Source organism: Vreelandella sp. ssv (assembly GCF_059448525.1).
This window is the reverse complement of sequence record NZ_CM182545.1, coordinates 2695063-2715988: the sequence shown is the minus strand read 5'-3', so window position 1 is coordinate 2715988 and position 20926 is coordinate 2695063. Positions and strand designations below refer to the sequence as shown.

General features: G+C 56.9%; 8 protein-coding genes. 5 read left to right on the top strand and 3 right to left on the bottom strand.

The window, feature by feature from the left end; genetic code table 11:
- The first annotated feature begins 188 nt into the window (after nucleotides 1-188).
- Nucleotides 189-12443: an immunoglobulin-like domain-containing protein gene (locus AC5TBW_RS12315; RefSeq protein ID WP_495508844.1), complete on the top strand. Its 12255-nt coding sequence runs from the start codon at nucleotides 189-191 to the stop codon at nucleotides 12441-12443.
- 103 nt (nucleotides 12444-12546) lie between these two features.
- Complete coding sequence (locus AC5TBW_RS12310; RefSeq protein ID WP_495508843.1) at nucleotides 12547-12870, top strand: tryptophan synthase subunit beta like protein; 324 nt, start codon at nucleotides 12547-12549, stop codon at nucleotides 12868-12870.
- 67 nt (nucleotides 12871-12937) lie between these two features.
- Here AC5TBW_RS12310 and AC5TBW_RS12305 read toward each other — a convergent pair whose 3' ends face one another.
- The 3 genes from AC5TBW_RS12305 to AC5TBW_RS12295 all read right to left on the bottom strand — a co-directional run bounded on the left by AC5TBW_RS12305 (nucleotide 12938) and on the right by AC5TBW_RS12295 (nucleotide 16342).
- Nucleotides 12938-14842: a bifunctional diguanylate cyclase/phosphodiesterase gene (locus AC5TBW_RS12305; RefSeq protein ID WP_495508842.1), complete on the bottom strand. Its 1905-nt coding sequence runs from the start codon at nucleotides 14840-14842 to the stop codon at nucleotides 12938-12940.
- Between the two features lie 14 nt (nucleotides 14843-14856).
- Nucleotides 14857-15561, bottom strand: coding sequence for a transglutaminase-like cysteine peptidase (locus AC5TBW_RS12300; RefSeq protein ID WP_495508841.1), 705 nt, complete (start codon nucleotides 15559-15561; stop codon nucleotides 14857-14859).
- 94 nt (nucleotides 15562-15655) lie between these two features.
- The gene (locus AC5TBW_RS12295; protein WP_495508840.1) at nucleotides 15656-16342 is read right to left on the bottom strand and encodes an arylesterase; all 687 of its coding nucleotides are present in this window, start codon (nucleotides 16340-16342) and stop codon (nucleotides 15656-15658) included.
- Between AC5TBW_RS12295 and AC5TBW_RS12290 the strand changes: the two genes are divergently transcribed.
- The 3 genes from AC5TBW_RS12290 (at nucleotide 16341) to AC5TBW_RS12280 (ending at nucleotide 20922) form a co-directional block, all read left to right on the top strand.
- A complete protein-coding gene (locus AC5TBW_RS12290; RefSeq protein ID WP_495508839.1) occupies nucleotides 16341-17213 on the top strand; it encodes an ABC transporter ATP-binding protein in 873 nt (290 codons plus the stop codon). The two genes, AC5TBW_RS12295 and AC5TBW_RS12290, sit on opposite strands and share 2 nt — an antisense overlap.
- On the top strand, nucleotides 17210-19789 hold the full coding sequence (locus AC5TBW_RS12285) for an ABC transporter permease (protein WP_495508838.1): 2580 nt from the start codon (nucleotides 17210-17212) through the stop codon (nucleotides 19787-19789). Before AC5TBW_RS12290 ends, AC5TBW_RS12285 begins: the two co-directional genes overlap by 4 nt.
- A gap of 227 nt (nucleotides 19790-20016) precedes the next feature.
- Nucleotides 20017-20922, top strand: coding sequence for an alpha/beta fold hydrolase (locus AC5TBW_RS12280; RefSeq protein WP_495508837.1), 906 nt, complete (start codon nucleotides 20017-20019; stop codon nucleotides 20920-20922).
- Nucleotides 20923-20926: the final 4 nt, after the last annotated feature.

Here is a 20926-nt window from a genome sequence, read left to right as displayed (position 1 = left end):
TAACTGTAATACATCGAGCAGATAAGAGCGCTTCCCTCCTTTTTTGGGCGTAGGCAGCTCTAAGCCTATTTCTGTCCATCAGTACAATACTTTTTTGTAGTTCAACCGCCTACGATGATGGTATATGCCGCTAATTCCCTAGTGCAAGGCGCTAGAAAACGGCTTCTTTATTCGTTCGGGAGATCTACATGGCAACTGCAACCGTTATTGCAATTTCTGGTCAGGCTTGGGCACGTGATGAATCAGGTAACCTGCGTGAGCTGAGTATTGGTGATGTGTTGCAGGAAGGTGAAGTCCTCATTACCTCCAGTAATGGCAGTGTAGAACTGGATTTTGCTGACGGTGCGGGTAGCAGTAGAGTGGAGGGCGGACAAGAAGTGGTTGTCTCTTCCGAACTCGACAGCGACCAGTTGGTGTCCACTGAAGATGCCAGTGCCCAGGATCAGGATCTTGAGGCGCTGTTAGCTGCCCTGGACGATGAAGATGGTGACCTTCTCGATATTCTTGATGCAACTGCCGCGGGTGGTGGCGCTGGCGGCGGCGGTGAGGGGCATGATTTCGTGCGTCTTGCCCGTATTGCCGAGCAAACCGACCCATTAAGTTTTGAAACTTCCGGTGGCCTTGAAGAGAGTGAGTTCGTTGACTTTGGCGGTGCTCCCGATGCTGCTGCTGAAGAGGAAGTGGTTGAGCCTGAACCGACACCTGAACCGACACCTGAACCGACACCTGAACCGACGCCTGGCCTGACTGGCACTATTACACTTAGTGTTCCGCAGCAGGTCATCGAAGGGCAACCTATTACAGTGACGGCGAGTGTTAATAACGCTCCTCAAGATAGCCCGCTGGTGATCACATTAAGTAACGGTCAGCAGATCACTATTGCCATTGGCGAAACCACTGGTAGCGTAACCTTCGATAGCCGCCCAGATGACGTTTACCTTCAAGGTGATGAAGCTCAATCGTTAACGGTCTCTGATGCTACTGGCGGTGGGTACGACACTCTTGATACCACAGCTACCGAGACGGTAAATGTGGTCGATGATAACGATACTACGACTATAACGCTGAGTGGTCCTGAACAGGTCGCTGAAGGTGATTCAATAACTATCACTGCTAGCGTTGATAATGCTCCAGAAAATGAGCCTTTAGTGATTACGCTTAGTAATGGCGAACAGATCACGATTGCGATAGGCGAAGTGACAGGTGCTGTAACTTATCCAGCTCGTGGAGATGATGAGTTAGTTCAAGGTGATACTTCTCAAGAGGTTAGTATCCAGAGTGCCACTGGCGGTAATTACGAAAATACTGCTTTTGGAACTGGGGTGACTACGGATGTCCTTGATGATGATAATGTCCAATTAATCGTAACTGACGCTGGCACCATCAACGAAGGCGGTACCGCCACGTTCAACGTCTCGCTGGGCAACGCGGTGGATAACGCCACCACGCTGACCTTCGAGTTCAGTGGTGACATCGAAGCCAACGACACCGGCAACCCGACGGCCACCATCGGCGGCGCAACCGTCGATGTGATTGGCAATGGCGACGGCACCTACAGCTTCGAGGTGCCCGCAGGCACCGTGGGCGGCATCGTGATCAGCGTGCCGACCACCGATGACAACGTGTTTGAAGGTGAAGAAGCGTTCACCCTCAGCGCCACGCTGAGCGGCACCACCGCGTCAGGCGATGCCCTGGGCGATAACCTTTCCGACGACGGCAGCGCCACGATCGTGGACGACGGTAGCGGTCCTGGCACCGACCCGGATGACGACACCCCGACGATCAGCGTGACCGGCGGTGGTACCGTTAACGAAGGCAGCCCGGCCACGTTCAGCGTGACCCTGAGCAACGCCCTCGAAGCCGACCACGAGATCAGCATCGGCACCCAGTTAGGCAATGCCGAAGCGGGTGACCTGGGCGCGATGACCGTCAGCTACGAAGACGCCGACGGCAACACCCAGATCCTCACCGCCAATGCCAACGGCAGCTACACCGTGCCGGCCGGTATTACCGCGCTGAGCGTCAGTGTTGAGACCACCCAGGACGACGTCTACGAAGGCGACGAAACCTTTACGCTCACCGCCGGCTCCGACCTGGTCGGTGACGGCAGTGCCGAGGCCACCATCGTCGACGACGGCAGCGGCCCTGGCGACACCCCGGACAACGACACCCCGACGATCAGCGTGACCGGCGGTGGTGAAGTCAACGAAGGCAGCCCAGCCACGTTCAGCGTGACCCTGAGCAACGCCCTCGAAGCCGACCACGAGATCAGCATCGGCACCCAGTTAGGCAATGCCGAAGCGGGTGACCTGGGCGCGATGACCGTCAGCTACGAAGACGCCGACGGCAACACCCAGATCCTCACCGCCAATGCCAACGGCAGCTACACCGTGCCGGCCGGTATTACCGCGCTGAGCGTCAGTGTTGAGACCACCCAGGACGACGTCTACGAAGGCGACGAAACCTTTACGCTCACCGCCGGCTCCGACCTGGTCGGTGACGGCAGTGCCGAGGCCACCATCGTCGACGACGGCAGCGGCCCTGGCGACACCCCGGACAACGACACCCCGACGATCAGCGTGACCGGCGGTGGTGAAGTCAACGAAGGCAGCCCAGCCACGTTCAGCGTGACCCTGAGCAACGCCCTCGAAGCCGACCACGAGATCAGCATCGGCACCCAGTTAGGCAATGCCGAAGCGGGTGACCTGGGCGCGATGACCGTCAGCTACGAAGACGCCGACGGCAACACCCAGATCCTCACCGCCAATGCCAACGGCAGCTACACCGTGCCGGCCGGTATTACCGCGCTGAGCGTCAGTGTTGAGACCACCCAGGACGACGTCTACGAAGGCGACGAAACCTTTACGCTCACCGCCGGCTCCGACCTGGTCGGTGACGGCAGTGCCGAGGCCACCATCGTCGACGACGGCAGCGGCCCTGGCGACACCCCGGACAACGACACCCCGACGATCAGCGTGACCGGCGGTGGTGAAGTCAACGAAGGCAGCCCAGCCACGTTCAGCGTGACCCTGAGCAACGCCCTCGAAGCCGACCACGAGATCAGCATCGGCACCCAGTTAGGCAATGCCGAAGCGGGTGACCTGGGCGCGATGACCGTCAGCTACGAAGACGCCGACGGCAACACCCAGATCCTCACCGCCAATGCCAACGGCAGCTACACCGTGCCGGCCGGTATTACCGCGCTGAGCGTCAGTGTTGAGACCACCCAGGACGACGTCTACGAAGGCGACGAAACCTTTACGCTCACCGCCGGCTCCGACCTGGTCGGTGACGGCAGTGCCGAGGCCACCATCGTCGACGACGGCAGCGGCCCTGGCGACACCCCGGACAACGACACCCCGACGATCAGCGTGACCGGCGGTGGTGAAGTCAACGAAGGCAGCCCAGCCACGTTCAGCGTGACCCTGAGCAACGCCCTCGAAGCCGACCACGAGATCAGCATCGGCACCCAGTTAGGCAATGCCGAAGCGGGTGACCTGGGCGCGATGACCGTCAGCTACGAAGACGCCGACGGCAACACCCAGATCCTCACCGCCAATGCCAACGGCAGCTACACCGTGCCGGCCGGTATTACCGCGCTGAGCGTCAGTGTTGAGACCACCCAGGACGACGTCTACGAAGGCGACGAAACCTTTACGCTCACCGCCGGCTCCGACCTGGTCGGTGACGGCAGTGCCGAGGCCACCATCGTCGACGACGGCAGCGGCCCTGGCGACACCCCGGACAACGACACCCCGACGATCAGCGTGACCGGCGGTGGTGAAGTCAACGAAGGCAGCCCAGCCACGTTCAGCGTGACCCTGAGCAACGCCCTCGAAGCCGACCACGAGATCAGCATCGGCACCCAGTTAGGCAATGCCGAAGCGGGTGACCTGGGCGCGATGACCGTCAGCTACGAAGACGCCGACGGCAACACCCAGATCCTCACCGCCAATGCCAACGGCAGCTACACCGTGCCGGCCGGTATTACCGCGCTGAGCGTCAGTGTTGAGACCACCCAGGACGACGTCTACGAAGGCGACGAAACCTTTACGCTCACCGCCGGCTCCGACCTGGTCGGTGACGGCAGTGCCGAGGCCACCATCGTCGACGACGGCAGCGGCCCTGGCGACACCCCGGACAACGACACCCCGACGATCAGCGTGACCGGCGGTGGTGAAGTCAACGAAGGCAGCCCAGCCACGTTCAGCGTGACCCTGAGCAACGCCCTCGAAGCCGACCACGAGATCAGCATCGGCACCCAGTTAGGCAATGCCGAAGCGGGTGACCTGGGCGCGATGACCGTCAGCTACGAAGACGCCGACGGCAACACCCAGATCCTCACCGCCAATGCCAACGGCAGCTACACCGTGCCGGCCGGTATTACCGCGCTGAGCGTCAGTGTTGAGACCACCCAGGACGACGTCTACGAAGGCGACGAAACCTTTACGCTCACCGCCGGCTCCGACCTGGTCGGTGACGGCAGTGCCGAGGCCACCATCGTCGACGACGGCAGCGGCCCTGGCGACACCCCGGACAACGACACCCCGACGATCAGCGTGACCGGCGGTGGTGAAGTCAACGAAGGCAGCCCAGCCACGTTCAGCGTGACCCTGAGCAACGCCCTCGAAGCCGACCACGAGATCAGCATCGGCACCCAGTTAGGCAATGCCGAAGCGGGTGACCTGGGCGCGATGACCGTCAGCTACGAAGACGCCGACGGCAACACCCAGATCCTCACCGCCAATGCCAACGGCAGCTACACCGTGCCGGCCGGTATTACCGCGCTGAGCGTCAGTGTTGAGACCACCCAGGACGACGTCTACGAAGGCGACGAAACCTTTACGCTCACCGCCGGCTCCGACCTGGTCGGTGACGGCAGTGCCGAGGCCACCATCGTCGACGACGGCAGCGGCCCTGGCGACACCCCGGACAACGACACCCCGACGATCAGCGTGACCGGCGGTGGTGAAGTCAACGAAGGCAGCCCAGCCACGTTCAGCGTGACCCTGAGCAACGCCCTCGAAGCCGACCACGAGATCAGCATCGGCACCCAGTTAGGCAATGCCGAAGCGGGTGACCTGGGCGCGATGACCGTCAGCTACGAAGACGCCGACGGCAACACCCAGATCCTCACCGCCAATGCCAACGGCAGCTACACCGTGCCGGCCGGTATTACCGCGCTGAGCGTCAGTGTTGAGACCACCCAGGACGACGTCTACGAAGGCGACGAAACCTTTACGCTCACCGCCGGCTCCGACCTGGTCGGTGACGGCAGTGCCGAGGCCACCATCGTCGACGACGGCAGCGGCCCTGGCGACACCCCGGACAACGACACCCCGACGATCAGCGTGACCGGCGGTGGTGAAGTCAACGAAGGCAGCCCAGCCACGTTCAGCGTGACCCTGAGCAACGCCCTCGAAGCCGACCACGAGATCAGCATCGGCACCCAGTTAGGCAATGCCGAAGCGGGTGACCTGGGCGCGATGACCGTCAGCTACGAAGACGCCGACGGCAACACCCAGATCCTCACCGCCAATGCCAACGGCAGCTACACCGTGCCGGCCGGTATTACCGCGCTGAGCGTCAGTGTTGAGACCACCCAGGACGACGTCTACGAAGGCGACGAAACCTTTACGCTCACCGCCGGCTCCGACCTGGTCGGTGACGGCAGTGCCGAGGCCACCATCGTCGACGACGGCAGCGGCCCTGGCGACACCCCGGACAACGACACCCCGACGATCAGCGTGACCGGCGGTGGTGAAGTCAACGAAGGCAGCCCAGCCACGTTCAGCGTGACCCTGAGCAACGCCCTCGAAGCCGACCACGAGATCAGCATCGGCACCCAGTTAGGCAATGCCGAAGCGGGTGACCTGGGCGCGATGACCGTCAGCTACGAAGACGCCGACGGCAACACCCAGATCCTCACCGCCAATGCCAACGGCAGCTACACCGTGCCGGCCGGTATTACCGCGCTGAGCGTCAGTGTTGAGACCACCCAGGACGACGTCTACGAAGGCGACGAAACCTTTACGCTCACCGCCGGCTCCGACCTGGTCGGTGACGGCAGTGCCGAGGCCACCATCGTCGACGACGGCAGCGGCCCTGGCGACACCCCGGACAACGACACCCCGACGATCAGCGTGACCGGCGGTGGTGAAGTCAACGAAGGCAGCCCAGCCACGTTCAGCGTGACCCTGAGCAACGCCCTCGAAGCCGACCACGAGATCAGCATCGGCACCCAGTTAGGCAATGCCGAAGCGGGTGACCTGGGCGCGATGACCGTCAGCTACGAAGACGCCGACGGCAACACCCAGATCCTCACCGCCAATGCCAACGGCAGCTACACCGTGCCGGCCGGTATTACCGCGCTGAGCGTCAGTGTTGAGACCACCCAGGACGACGTCTACGAAGGCGACGAAACCTTTACGCTCACCGCCGGCTCCGACCTGGTCGGTGACGGCAGTGCCGAGGCCACCATCGTCGACGACGGCAGCGGCCCTGGCGACACCCCGGACAACGACACCCCGACGATCAGCGTGACCGGCGGTGGTGAAGTCAACGAAGGCAGCCCAGCCACGTTCAGCGTGACCCTGAGCAACGCCCTCGAAGCCGACCACGAGATCAGCATCGGCACCCAGTTAGGCAATGCCGAAGCGGGTGACCTGGGCGCGATGACCGTCAGCTACGAAGACGCCGACGGCAACACCCAGATCCTCACCGCCAATGCCAACGGCAGCTACACCGTGCCGGCCGGTATTACCGCGCTGAGCGTCAGTGTTGAGACCACCCAGGACGACGTCTACGAAGGCGACGAAACCTTTACGCTCACCGCCGGCTCCGACCTGGTCGGTGACGGCAGTGCCGAGGCCACCATCGTCGACGACGGCAGCGGCCCTGGCGACACCCCGGACAACGACACCCCGACGATCAGCGTGACCGGCGGTGGTGAAGTCAACGAAGGCAGCCCAGCCACGTTCAGCGTGACCCTGAGCAACGCCCTCGAAGCCGACCACGAGATCAGCATCGGCACCCAGTTAGGCAATGCCGAAGCGGGTGACCTGGGCGCGATGACCGTCAGCTACGAAGACGCCGACGGCAACACCCAGATCCTCACCGCCAATGCCAACGGCAGCTACACCGTGCCGGCCGGTATTACCGCGCTGAGCGTCAGTGTTGAGACCACCCAGGACGACGTCTACGAAGGCGACGAAACCTTTACGCTCACCGCCGGCTCCGACCTGGTCGGTGACGGCAGTGCCGAGGCCACCATCGTCGACGACGGCAGCGGCCCTGGCGACACCCCGGACAACGACACCCCGACGATCAGCGTGACCGGCGGTGGTGAAGTCAACGAAGGCAGCCCAGCCACGTTCAGCGTGACCCTGAGCAACGCCCTCGAAGCCGACCACGAGATCAGCATCGGCACCCAGTTAGGCAATGCCGAAGCGGGTGACCTGGGCGCGATGACCGTCAGCTACGAAGACGCCGACGGCAACACCCAGATCCTCACCGCCAATGCCAACGGCAGCTACACCGTGCCGGCCGGTATTACCGCGCTGAGCGTCAGTGTTGAGACCACCCAGGACGACGTCTACGAAGGCGACGAAACCTTTACGCTCACCGCCGGCTCCGACCTGGTCGGTGACGGCAGTGCCGAGGCCACCATCGTCGACGACGGCAGCGGCCCTGGCGACACCCCGGACAACGACACCCCGACGATCAGCGTGACCGGCGGTGGTGAAGTCAACGAAGGCAGCCCAGCCACGTTCAGCGTGACCCTGAGCAACGCCCTCGAAGCCGACCACGAGATCAGCATCGGCACCCAGTTAGGCAATGCCGAAGCGGGTGACCTGGGCGCGATGACCGTCAGCTACGAAGACGCCGACGGCAACACCCAGATCCTCACCGCCAATGCCAACGGCAGCTACACCGTGCCGGCCGGTATTACCGCGCTGAGCGTCAGTGTTGAGACCACCCAGGACGACGTCTACGAAGGCGACGAAACCTTTACGCTCACCGCCGGCTCCGACCTGGTCGGTGACGGCAGTGCCGAGGCCACCATCGTCGACGACGGCAGCGGCCCTGGCGACACCCCGGACAACGACACCCCGACGATCAGCGTGACCGGCGGTGGTGAAGTCAACGAAGGCAGCCCAGCCACGTTCAGCGTGACCCTGAGCAACGCCCTCGAAGCCGACCACGAGATCAGCATCGGCACCCAGTTAGGCAATGCCGAAGCGGGTGACCTGGGCGCGATGACCGTCAGCTACGAAGACGCCGACGGCAACACCCAGATCCTCACCGCCAATGCCAACGGCAGCTACACCGTGCCGGCCGGTATTACCGCGCTGAGCGTCAGTGTTGAGACCACCCAGGACGACGTCTACGAAGGCGACGAAACCTTTACGCTCACCGCCGGCTCCGACCTGGTCGGTGACGGCAGTGCCGAGGCCACCATCGTCGACGACGGCAGCGGCCCTGGCGACACCCCGGACAACGACACCCCGACGATCAGCGTGACCGGCGGTGGTGAAGTCAACGAAGGCAGCCCAGCCACGTTCAGCGTGACCCTGAGCAACGCCCTCGAAGCCGACCACGAGATCAGCATCGGCACCCAGTTAGGCAATGCCGAAGCGGGTGACCTGGGCGCGATGACCGTCAGCTACGAAGACGCCGACGGCAACACCCAGATCCTCACCGCCAATGCCAACGGCAGCTACACCGTGCCGGCCGGTATTACCGCGCTGAGCGTCAGTGTTGAGACCACCCAGGACGACGTCTACGAAGGCGACGAAACCTTTACGCTCACCGCCGGCTCCGACCTGGTCGGTGACGGCAGTGCCGAGGCCACCATCGTCGACGACGGCAGCGGCCCTGGCGACACCCCGGACAACGACACCCCGACGATCAGCGTGACCGGCGGTGGTGAAGTCAACGAAGGCAGCCCAGCCACGTTCAGCGTGACCCTGAGCAACGCCCTCGAAGCCGACCACGAGATCAGCATCGGCACCCAGTTAGGCAATGCCGAAGCGGGTGACCTGGGCGCGATGACCGTCAGCTACGAAGACGCCGACGGCAACACCCAGATCCTCACCGCCAATGCCAACGGCAGCTACACCGTGCCGGCCGGTATTACCGCGCTGAGCGTCAGTGTTGAGACCACCCAGGACGACGTCTACGAAGGCGACGAAAACTTCAGCCTCACCGCCGGTTCCGACCTGGTTGGTGATGACAGCGCCGACGCGACCATCGTCGACGACGGCACGGGTGAACCGACCGATCCGACCGACCCTGTCGACGACGACCGTCCTGAGCTGACGGTCGACGATGCCGGGCGCATCAACGAAGGCGGCACCGCCACGTTCAACGTCTCGCTGGGCAACGCGGTGGATAACATCACCACGCTGACGTTCGAACTGGACGGCGAGATCGAAGCCACCGACACCGGCATCCCGACGGCCACCATCGGCGGCGACGCCGTGACGGTGACCGACAACGGTGACGGCACCTACAGCTTCGACGTTCCCGCGGGCACCGTGGGCGGCATCGTGATCAGCGTGCCGACCACCGACGACAACGTGTTTGAAGGCGAAGAGGCGTTCACCCTCAGCGCCACGCTCAGCGGCGCCACCGCGTCAGGCGACACCCTGGGTGACGACCTCACTGACACCGGCAGCGCGACCATCGTGGATAACGGTACCGAAACCACGCTCACTTTGAGCGATGTGACGGTGAAAGAAGGGGTGGGAACTGCCACGATTACTGGCACGCTTAGTAACCCAGCGGTTCAAGACTTCACCGTTACCTTAAGCAACGGCGCCACTATAACCTTTGTCGAGGGAGCCACTGAAAGCACTTCAACGCCGTTCAGCATACAGGGCGACGATGTTTACCTAGATTCAGAAAGCTATAGTGTTGAAGTTACCGAGGAAGGTGATCACAACTTCGAGAACCTCGATACCAGTGATACGGCCAACGTAACAATCAACGACACCATTGACACTACCCACGTCGATATCACTGCCATTGTGACTAAAACGTCCGAAATTAATGTTGGCAATGTCGATAATACCGATAGCTTCACTGTGACGGCTTACCGGTCGGACGGCAGTGCGGGAACCATCTCCCAAGTTACAGGTACCAATCACGACGGATTTGGCGTAATTGGCTCCACTTCTGGTAGTGGTGCTGGCAGTGAGCTTGGTTATGGCAATAACGGAGCGAGCGAAAAAATCGTTGTTGATTTTAACAATGAAGTAAAAACCTTCGACGTTCAGTTCGCATGGCGAAACAATGGTGAGAAAGCAAAAGTAGAATTCTTCAATGAAGATGGAAACTCTGTTGGCTGGGCTATTGTGTCGGGTGGCGGCACATCAACTGATGCTTTAGTGACTTACTACGATGCAGAGGGGAACATCACTAAGAGTGAGCATGCGCCTGGTGGATCTGATCGCGTTGATAATTCTTATACCTTTGAACCGGGTACTGGCGATACGTTTGTTCGAGCAGAGTTTACGGCCGTTGGTTTCGACGACGACTACCTGATTCACTCTATTAAATATAAGGAAGTGGTCGATGGTGAGGCTTCCAGTATTGGGGGGCCCTCTGAAGTTGTCTTTGAAATTGAGACTTCCAATCCGCCGGATGCTAGTCAGTACGACTTTGAAACAACATTCCCAACCGCGACCGTTTTAATTGATGGGCAAGAGTATACTGTTACGCTTGATCGTAACGGCAAAGGGACAGTGGCTGTTGAAACAAATGGAACTACCGATCTGACCGCTGAAGTTATCAAAGTCGATGGTAACTTCGAGGCGGTGGATGTGCCGGTTAGTTTGACGCTATACAAAGGAGAGCTTGAAGTCGGAGATAATGCTGATAATGACTCCTTACAAGGTGGGCAAGGGAATGACATTATCATGGGTGACGACGGTGGCACCGTCTTGGCTGTTCAGCCTGGCATGAATTATAACATTGCGCTGGTCGTTGATACGTCTGGCTCAATGAGTGAGGACTCTGGTCAGACCAAACAGGTTTGGGTTCAGAGCGGGCATTGGGGATCAGGCGGTCGCTGGGTAGACACTAGCAGCTATGTAGAAGAGCCTGTTTCGCGCATCGAACTTGTCCAGGATGCCTTAAAGAATTTAGCGACGAAACTTGCCGATCACGATGGAAAAGTTAATGTTGCTCTGATTGGTTTTAGTGGTGCAGCGACAGATGTCACTCCAATTGATCAGTGGGGAAATCCAAAGCAATCCGGCCTTGTGTTTAAAGACCTTGATGCCACATCCCTGGATGCATTGATCAATAAAATTGATGCCTTGAAAGCTACTGGGGCAACCAATTATGAATCGGCTTTCAAGGAAACGGCGTTATGGTTGGACTCAATGCCATCTGACCCTAGCTACAAGGATCTGACGTTCTTCTTAACTGATGGCGATCCCACAACGCATAATGGTGAGGGAGGTGGCGCTGTGATGAATTACGGCGACATTGCCTATGCATTAGACGACTATAAAAACGTAGCAAATCACGGCGAAGTTCATGCAATTGGAATTGGGTCTGGCGTCAATGTGAATGTTCTCAAGTTCTTCGATAACACTAATGTGACTGGACAGCACTCAATTCTAATAGAAGGTCAGACCATTACTGATAATGCCGGTAATGTTCAGATTGTTAATAATGCTGAAGAACTGAACGCCGCACTCCAAGGTGGTTCCAGTACTAACGATCTGGCTAGCGTGGGCAATGATGTTGTGCTTGGCGGCGATGGTAATGACATCATTTTTGGCGATACCATCAACACCGATGCCTTAAGTTGGGAAGGTCGAGATCTGCCTAATGGTTCAGGTCTATCGGCTCTTAATGAGTTCTTGAAAGTCAGTAATGGCGGACAAGAGCCTACTGAACAGCAGATGTATGACTATATAAAAGCTGGCCATGAAGAGTTTAACGTCGTGGGAGATTCTCGTGGAGGCAACGATGAATTGTATGGCGGTAAAGGCAACGATGTTCTTTACGGTCAAGGCGGCGATGATCTGTTAGTGGGCGGTGAAGGAGATGATCTTCTTTATGGTGGTGCAGGTGCTGATACCTTTAAGTGGGAATTGAATGACCAGGGCGCAACGAATAACCCTGCTGAAGACCAGGTAATGGATTTCCACCAGGGTGATGTTGGTGTTGATAATGAAGCAGATCGTCTGGATTTAGCAGATCTTCTGCAAGATGAAAGTAGCGGAAGTATCGATGACTATATTTTCGCCGAGCAGCAGGGTGATGACACTGTGCTACATGTTAAGTCTGATGGTGGGTTGGCAGCGGACGGTAGCAATGCTGAACAACATATCGTATTGAAAGGAGTTGAGATGCCGCAAGGCGGAAACTCTTCAGACTTTATCCAAAGCATGTTGGACAATGAACAGCTTAAAATAGACCAATAAGTAACAATAGAAGTAACAAGGCCGCCTCAGGGCGGCCTTTCTGTATCTAGTTCGGTATGCTAGTAGATAACCCTTCAATGCTTTTACCCATAGAGGAAAGGCCATGCTCTACACCAAACGCAATACGTCCGGCGAGATCGTTATGCTCAGTAAGGAGCCAACATCTGAGTGCAATGAAACTATTGCCCCAGACGCTCCCGAAGTGCTGGCTTTTCTGGCCGATCAGCCAAGCTCAACGTCTCACTTTATAGCGTCTGATTTGGCGTTTGTAAGGGTAGTAGAAGATATTTTGGAAGTACTACTTGAGAAGGGGATTATCACGTTTACCGATCTGCCCGAAGCAGCACAGGCCAAGGTGATGGAGCGTAAGTCTCTGCGGGTGAAAAATAACGTCGATTTATTAGGTGGTGACAGCGACACTATTTAGTCGTAATCCACGAAAAAGTGCCGCTAGACTCGCTGTTAACGCCAGCCCCATAATTCCCTAGTGGGGCTTAAGCGTGATGTACGCCTGGACCAGTCGCACCATCGACACCTACGCGGAACAAGCAAACGAGTTCCTCGTCGTCTGCAACACCTTCCCCAATCACCTCAATGCCTAATGAGTGGCATAACGTAGCCATGCCACGCACGATGGTTTGCTGCTCGCTTGATGAATGAAGGGCGTGAATAAGGCTGCTATCCATTTTTAAATAACTAAGTCCCACGTCGTGCAGGTCCGCGAGCTTGGTAAATTCGGCACCGACATGTTCGATGCCAAAGGCACATCCAAGCGGTCTTAAGGCGGTGCAAAGCCCACGCAAGCTACCAATGGCATGTGTGCTCAGCGTGGCAGGCACTTCAAAACAGAGCTGCTTGGCCAGCAGCGGTTGGGTGATTAGAAGTGCACGCAGGTCATTAACGAATTGGGTATTAGTGATAGAGGCAGCTGAAAGGTTAATCCCCACCGGTTTCGGATCGGTTTGGAGATTGTTTAACGCTTTTTTAACAACCGCTAAATCAAGTGCTGGCTCCATATCAAAGCGGGTTATCCAGGGAATGAATACGCCAGCGGTTTGCCACTTTCCGGCCAGATTTAACCGCGCTGGGCACTCGTAGTGGAGTATATCGCCCTTAGCATTAATCACCGGAAAGTAAGCGAGTTCTGGACCTACCAGAATCGCCGTCTCCAACGCAGTACGCCACTCTGCGTGGCTATTATAAAGGGAGACGCGTTCACGCTGACGCACCACTACCTGTTCAAAGGAAGTCAAACTTTCAGCTTGAGCCAAGGCATCATCCAAGGTGGCTAAAAGCATGCCACGCTCATCATGCGGCGCGTAAGACACAATCGCCGTGGGTAAGTACACTTGCACATCGGGCGCCGTGGCGGCTACCTCAGCCAGAGCTGCCATCACCTGAATTCTAAGTTCCTCTGCATCATCGGCTAGTGGCAGCATGAAAATGAAGTCACTGCCGTTTAGGCGACCTATTACCGGCTCAGCCGACTCACTATCCAACTGGCCTAATTTTGACACAAGGGTAACTAATAGCTGATCAGTATCGGCGTAACCTAACTGCTCGTTGAGTGTTTCTAGATCCTGTATCCGGACCATGATCAGCATGCCCGATGCTCGAGCATCATCACTGCTCAATTGGGACGAGAGCTTGCCCATAAATACATCACGATTAAGTGCTCCGGTGACCCGGTCGTGCTGTAAATGGCGGCGTAACTCGTCTAGTTTATGGCTTTCTTGACTTAGCATTTGATGAACATTAGCGGACAATACATTCATCGCTTGGGTGACTTGGCGCAGTTCTAGCGTGCGTGGTTCTTTAATGGTAGTAAATCGGCGCGCGCTGATATCTTGTGCCTGAGAGACTACGCGGGAAAGTGGGTGCTTAATACCACGAACGATTACGGTGGCAATCGCTAAACTGATCACCCCGGCGAGTAAAAACCAAGCGGCGAGTTCCAGCATGCTGCGCCATAAAGAGGTGTAGGCAAAACTGTGCTGGCTCTCAAGCTCCAAAGTGCCATATTGACGCCAGCCGTCTTGAATTGTCGCTATGCCGCTGGGCACTTCAAATTCAACGAGCTGACGAAACCAGGCAGGCACTTCGCCGCTATATTCTTCGGCTGTGCGCTCAATTAGCACGCTATCGTCTGTATCACGCAACGTGATTTGGCGGTAATAACCAGTATCAAACTGAGCCGCTATTAAAAGCTCCAATGTCACTAGGTCTTTATTCAATTGACTCATGGAGAGGGCCAGTGCGGTGGCATTGTCTTCATTCTTAATACGCACTTCCTGCTCGATATAGTCACGACTGGTGGTAATACTAATGGCGAGACTGCCAATGAACGACAGCAGTAACAGGGTAATAATGGCAAGCCAAAGTTGTTTAATAAGTGACATCGTGCCAATTCCTTTTAAATGAAACCTTGGGTTTGCATACGTTCGATGACGCTGCGCCAACGTGATAGTCGAGCCAGTGGATCGGCGCGTGATTCCGATGAACCACCAGCCCAAAGCCCTTCGCTATTGAAACTAAACAGAGGATCGAGATCGGTGCGCTGAGAAGCAGGGGTAATGGACGGGACTATATTGTCCAATACGAGCGGTTCTGCATCTGGTGTCGAGTAATAGCCCAACACCATATGGGCTTGGGTAATTTGACTACGCCCGATGCGCGCGCGAACATAAATCATACGTAAATACTGGCTGGTGACACCCAATTGCTTAAGCGTAATATATTTTGCAATTGAGTAATCCTCGCAATCACCCTGGCCTTTACCCATCGCTTCTAAAGGGGTGGCCCAGAAATCTTCCTCTCTCCAGACACGAATATCATCTACCCATCTGATGCGACGATTAAAAAAGTCATTAACGCCACGTAATTGCGTTTGTACTGCCTGATTTTGCAATTGTTGTAGTAGGGCTAACCACTCCTCTAATACGGCTAGGCCGGCCTGACCATACTGTTGCTGCATGCTTTGGCGAAGGCGCTGAGGGTCAAAAGCTGACGCAGACTTAGAATGAATGCCAAGACCTGCGCCTAGCCATAGCGCGCCGACAGTCGCTAGGAACTGTCGACGCGAAAATACAGAGGGGCTTTGATCAGAAGATGCAGGCATGAGTCGCCATAAATAACCGCCAAATAGAGCTTAAGATTACAAGCTGGCGAGGTTAAGTGCTACATCTCTCATTCAACAGGATAGTATTTGTGACTTATTCAACCGCTGCCTGATGAGTCGTTTCTAAAAGCGGCGTTAGTTTAGGCCAAACATTTTCCAAAATAATCGGCTGCGCATCGGCGGTGGGGTGAATGCCGTCGCTCTGCATTAGCGCGTTGTTCAGGGCAATGTCCTCCAATAAGAAAGGCACAAAAGAAACGTCATACTCCTCTGCCAATGAATGGAAAACCCCCGTAAAAGCGTCACGGTATGCTTGACCATAGTTTGGCGGAATATCGATTCCTAATAGCAGTACTTGTGCACCTGCCTCTTGGCTCTGCTCAATCATGCTGGCTAAGTTTGCCTGCATCTGATTGGGTGCTAAGCCACGCAAGCCGTCATTGCCGCCTAATTCCAGTAGAACAATATCCGGCTGCCGCTGTCCCATAACATCAGAGAACCTTTGTAAACCTCCGGATGTCGTTTCACCGCTAATGCTGGCATTAATTACCTGAGCATCGCCTTCAAGGCGCTCTGCTAGCAGGCTTACCCAGCCTTCATCACGCTCAATACCGTATGCGGCACTTAAGCTGTCGCCCATCACCAGTATGGTGGGGGATTGTTCCGTATTAACGGGCGCAGCGTTGATAGACGAAGAGGCAAAGGTGACTATCAGCAGCACCAGCCATCCGGTTACCATGCGGTTCAGTCCATGCCATGCCATAGGGATGCCACGCTTCATGTCTTATTCCTCAAGTTCAAACTTCTCAGATAAAACCACACCTTCATCTACTGATAACTCGATTTCAAGCGTGTCGCCCCAAGGTGAGCACTTAAGCGATTCCGACAACCAAGCAGCAGGCGATGTTCCTCAAGCCGCAGCTGGGATTGCTCATGGTGCTAACGGGTACCCAGTACTGCATGCGGATAAACTGTCTAAAAAGGTCACCAGCGGTGAACGTTCGCTCACCATCTTACACGACCTTTCGCTCAGCGTAGCAGCGGGCGAAAGTGTCGCGATTCTGGGCAAGAGCGGTGCGGGAAAATCAACGTTGCTAGGGTTGCTGGCGGGGCTTGATACGCCAAGCGACGGTGAATTAACGCTGTTTGGTCACGCGCTTAGCCGTTTAGATGAGGATGGACGTGCAGCGCTTCGGGCTGGGCGAGTAGGCTTTGTGTTCCAAAACTTTCAGCTATTGCCTACCTTGAACGCCCTTGAGAATGTCATGCTTCCGCTTGAACTATCGCCGCGCGCCGGGGAGACGCAAACGGCTGCTCAATGGTTAACGCGTGTGGGGCTTGGCGAGCGCATTGATCACTTGCCTAAACAGCTTTCTGGAGGGGAGCAGCAACGGGTTGCCGTTGCCCGGGCTTTCGTAACCGACCCTGAACTGGTCTTTGCCGATGAACCCACCGGCAACCTGGATCCGGATACCGGTGCGCAAATCATCGATCTACTCTTCACCCTAAACCGTGAAGCTGGCACCACGCTTATTTTGGTCACCCATGACCATGCTCTGGCGCGGCGTTGTGATCGCTGCCTGCGTTTAGATCATGGGAAGTTGGAAGCCTTTGTACCCACAGCGGCTTTGAGTGATGAGGGCACGCAATGAGTGATGTGAACTGGCGCTTGGCCATGCGCAGCCTTAAACGAGATCTGCGTGCAGCCGATGTACGTGCGCTATTTATTGCCCTGGTATTGGCCGTTGCGGCTTCCACGATGATTGCGTTTTTTCTGGATCGCCTAGAGCGCGGCTTGGAGCGTCAGGCAGGGCAAATGCTGGGCGGTGATTTAGTCTTAGAACAGCGGGATCCATTTTCAGCAGAGCTGCGAGAACGCCTTGAAAGCGCCGGTTTTATCCTCAGCGACCAAGTTGATCTAGTGTCGATGATTAGCCGCAACGGACGCTTTCAACCGGCTAGTTTAAAGGCTGTGGATGAGGTCTATCCTCACTACGGCGTCTCCTATGTGGATTTTGGAAATGGCACCGAACAAATAGCCTCAGGCCCACCGCCCGGTGAAGCATGGGCCGACCCTCGACTGGTCGAACTGGTCGAGATCGAGTTAGGTGATCGAGTACAGGTGGGCCAAACCGACCTGACCGTAACGGGGATCATTGAGCGTGAAGCAGATCAGTCCGGCGGTTTTGGTAATTTTAACCCGCGCTTAATGATCAATACGGCGGATGTCGATGCCACTGGCCTAGTGCAGGAAGGCTCGCGGATTGAGTTTGAAATCTTAGCAGCAGGCTCGCCTGCGGCACTTGATCAAGTGCAAGGCCTGCTGGCCGAGCTACGTCGCGAAGGGGTAGAAGTACGTGACGTACGGGTGGACCGCCCACAACTGGGAAATGCTCTACAGCGAGCTGAAAGTTATCTTGGGTTAGCCGGCTTAGCTGCGGTACTGCTAGCGGGAGTGGCGGTAGCGATGTCGACTCGCCGCTATGTGGAGCGACATTTGGATACCGCGGCACTGCTGCGCTGCTTTGGTGCCAGTCAACGCCAGTTAGTGACCATCTTTACCCTCCAATTAATGGGGCTTGCGTTAGTGGCAGCAGCCATTGGCGCGCTGCTTGGACTCATTGGTCAAGCGGTACTGATTAAACTATTGGTAAGCTTTCTACCCATGACGCTACCGCCACCTGGTCTCATGCCGCTGGGGTTAGGCGTGTTTACTGCCCTTGCCGTACTGGTTGGGTTTGCTGGCCCTACGCTGCTGCGGATAAAACGGGTCAGCGCGTTAAAAGTACTGCGTCGTGAGCTAGACCCATTGCCGCCCTCGGCTTGGTTGGTTGTCGGCGTGGCCAGTATCGTGTTTGGCGGGCTGCTATGGCTCTACTCGGGTAGCCTACCATTGGCGCTAGGACTATTAATCGGCGGAGCGCTGCTGCTGGGTGTCCTGTGGATGATTAGCGCCTTCTTGCTAAGCGGCTTATTACGCGTTGTGCAGCGGTTCTCAGGGCGCAGTGAGTGGTCGCAGGCGCTACGTTTGGGGGGCCGTCAATTGGCGCGGCGTCGTCAAGCGGGCCTAGGGCAGTTGCTGGCCTTCTCGGTGACCTTCTTTGCCATGGCGATGATTGTCTTGGTGCGTGGCGACCTGGTAAGCACGTGGCAAGATCAACTGCCTGAAAATACGCCCAACTACTTTGCCATCAATATTCAGCCTTCAGAACGCGACCCTTTTGAAGCGGCCGTTTCACCGCGTGTCGAAACCCAAAGCACCCTCTACCCAATGGTACGCGGGCGCGTCATTGCGATTAACGATCAACCACCTACTGAAGCGGTACCGCCGGACGCTCGCGGTGACAATTCGCTGCGGCGAGAACTCAATCTTACGTGGCAATCTGAGTTGCCGGAAGGTAATGAAGTCGTTGCAGGGGAGTGGTTCTCGGCACCTCAAGCGAGGAGTGAAGAGGTTGTTGAAACCCAAGGTTGGATGAGCGCTGTCGATGCAACGCAGCAGGCAACACCCGTGCCCATTTCTGTAGAAGATGGGCTGGCCGAAAGGCTCGGCTTGGGCATTGGCGATGAGATGACCTTTTCAGTGGGTAGCGATGAGATTACGACCCAAATCACCAGCCTACGCAGCCTAAACTGGGACAGCTTTCAGCCTAACTTCTTCGTTATTTTCCCGCCGGGAGTGCTGGAGCAATTCGGCCATAGCTACATTACGGCCTTCCACTTACCGGAAACCGAACAGGGGCTGATCCGTGAGCTAATCACTGACTTCCCCGGTGTCTCATTGCTAAACGTGGACGCCATATTAGGTCAGGTGCGAGATGTACTTGCCCAGGTCACCCGTGCGGTTGAGTTAGTGCTCGCATTGGTACTGTTAGCGGGCGTTAGTGTCCTGTATGCCGCGCTTACGGCCAGCCGTCCGGTGCGTGCCCATGAAAGCGGCCTGCTACGCGTATTTGGTGCAGGCAGCAAAATGATTTCAAGGGTGCAGGGGTCTGAATACGCACTGCTGGGCTTCGCCAGTGGGCTGATGGGCGCCGTGCTTGCAGAGCTGACCACGGCCGTACTTTATGTATATTTGCTGGATCTAACTCCGCGGTTCCATCTTGGGTTGTGGCTACTGCTTCCTTTCGGCGGGGCGTTACTGATTGGCGTGATTGGTCATGCGCTTTCCCGTGGACTGCGTCGACAAGCCCCGGCCGCCAGTCTGGGGCTGCTTGGTGAAGCGTAATAGCTACCTCGCTAGCCAGAAGCCAACGACGGTGGCGCTGATGACAGCAACGAAAAAGACCAGATTACGGGCGCGGGTATCGCGGCGTGGTTTCATAACGGTACCAACACTATGTTGAGGTAAAATATGTTCAGCATGGTACCGTTTGTCGCCTACGCCGTCATCTTGCCTGCTGGCTGACGGTAATCTGTTTAGGTTTGTTAGCTGTTTATCCAGGACTGTTACTTATGCCTCAATCTAGTCCCGCGACGGCGCGCTCAGGTGCGCCGCAGCCGCTTTCTCTGGCTAATGGTCGCCTTGCCGCACTGAGTTGGGGTCGCCCTGATGCTCCAACATGGTTGGCTTTGCATGGCTGGCTAGATAATGCGGCCAGTTTTACTCGGTTAGCCCCGCTTCTGGTAGAGGCATTGGGTATTCGCATTGTGGCGCTGGATTTTCGCGGCCATGGTCATTCTGCACACGCGCCCCAGGGCGCTGACTATGCACTATGGGATTACTGCCACGATGTGCTAGACGCCATGGAGTCTCTTGGTGTGGATCAAGCTCATTTATTGGCTCACTCCATGGGAGCGGCGGTAGCCTGTTTGCTCGCCGCTTCGCTACCCGAGCGCGTTGAGCGCTTAACGATGATCGATGGACTTGGTGCGCTCAATACTCCTACTGAAGAAACGGCAAGCCAGCTGCGAAAGGGGATAACGGCGTACCGTCGACCAATTTCTCGGGCTCCGCGTTACCCTGATATTGAAAGCGCCATCGCTGCACGTGTTGCTGGTGGCGTCACGCCGGTCGATAACATGACGGCCACACCGCTGGTCGAGCGCAATACCCAGCCCACCGCCGATGGTCATGTGCAAATGCGCACTGACAGCCGTTTATTGAAACCCTCTTTAGTACGCTTTACCCCCGAACAGGTCATTTCACTCCTAGCGGAAATTGACGCCCCAGTGCTATTGATAGAGGGGGAGGAGGGGATTCTCGGTAATCGCGCCTGGGCAAATCAGGCTCGCCAAGCGGTGAAAAGTTTAACCCGCCACGTTCTTAGCGGTGGGCACCATTTACACTTGGAGCCTCACGCGGTGGTGCAAGTCGCCATGGTTATTGGCAATCACTGGGGTAAGACCGGTCGCGCCTAGGGAA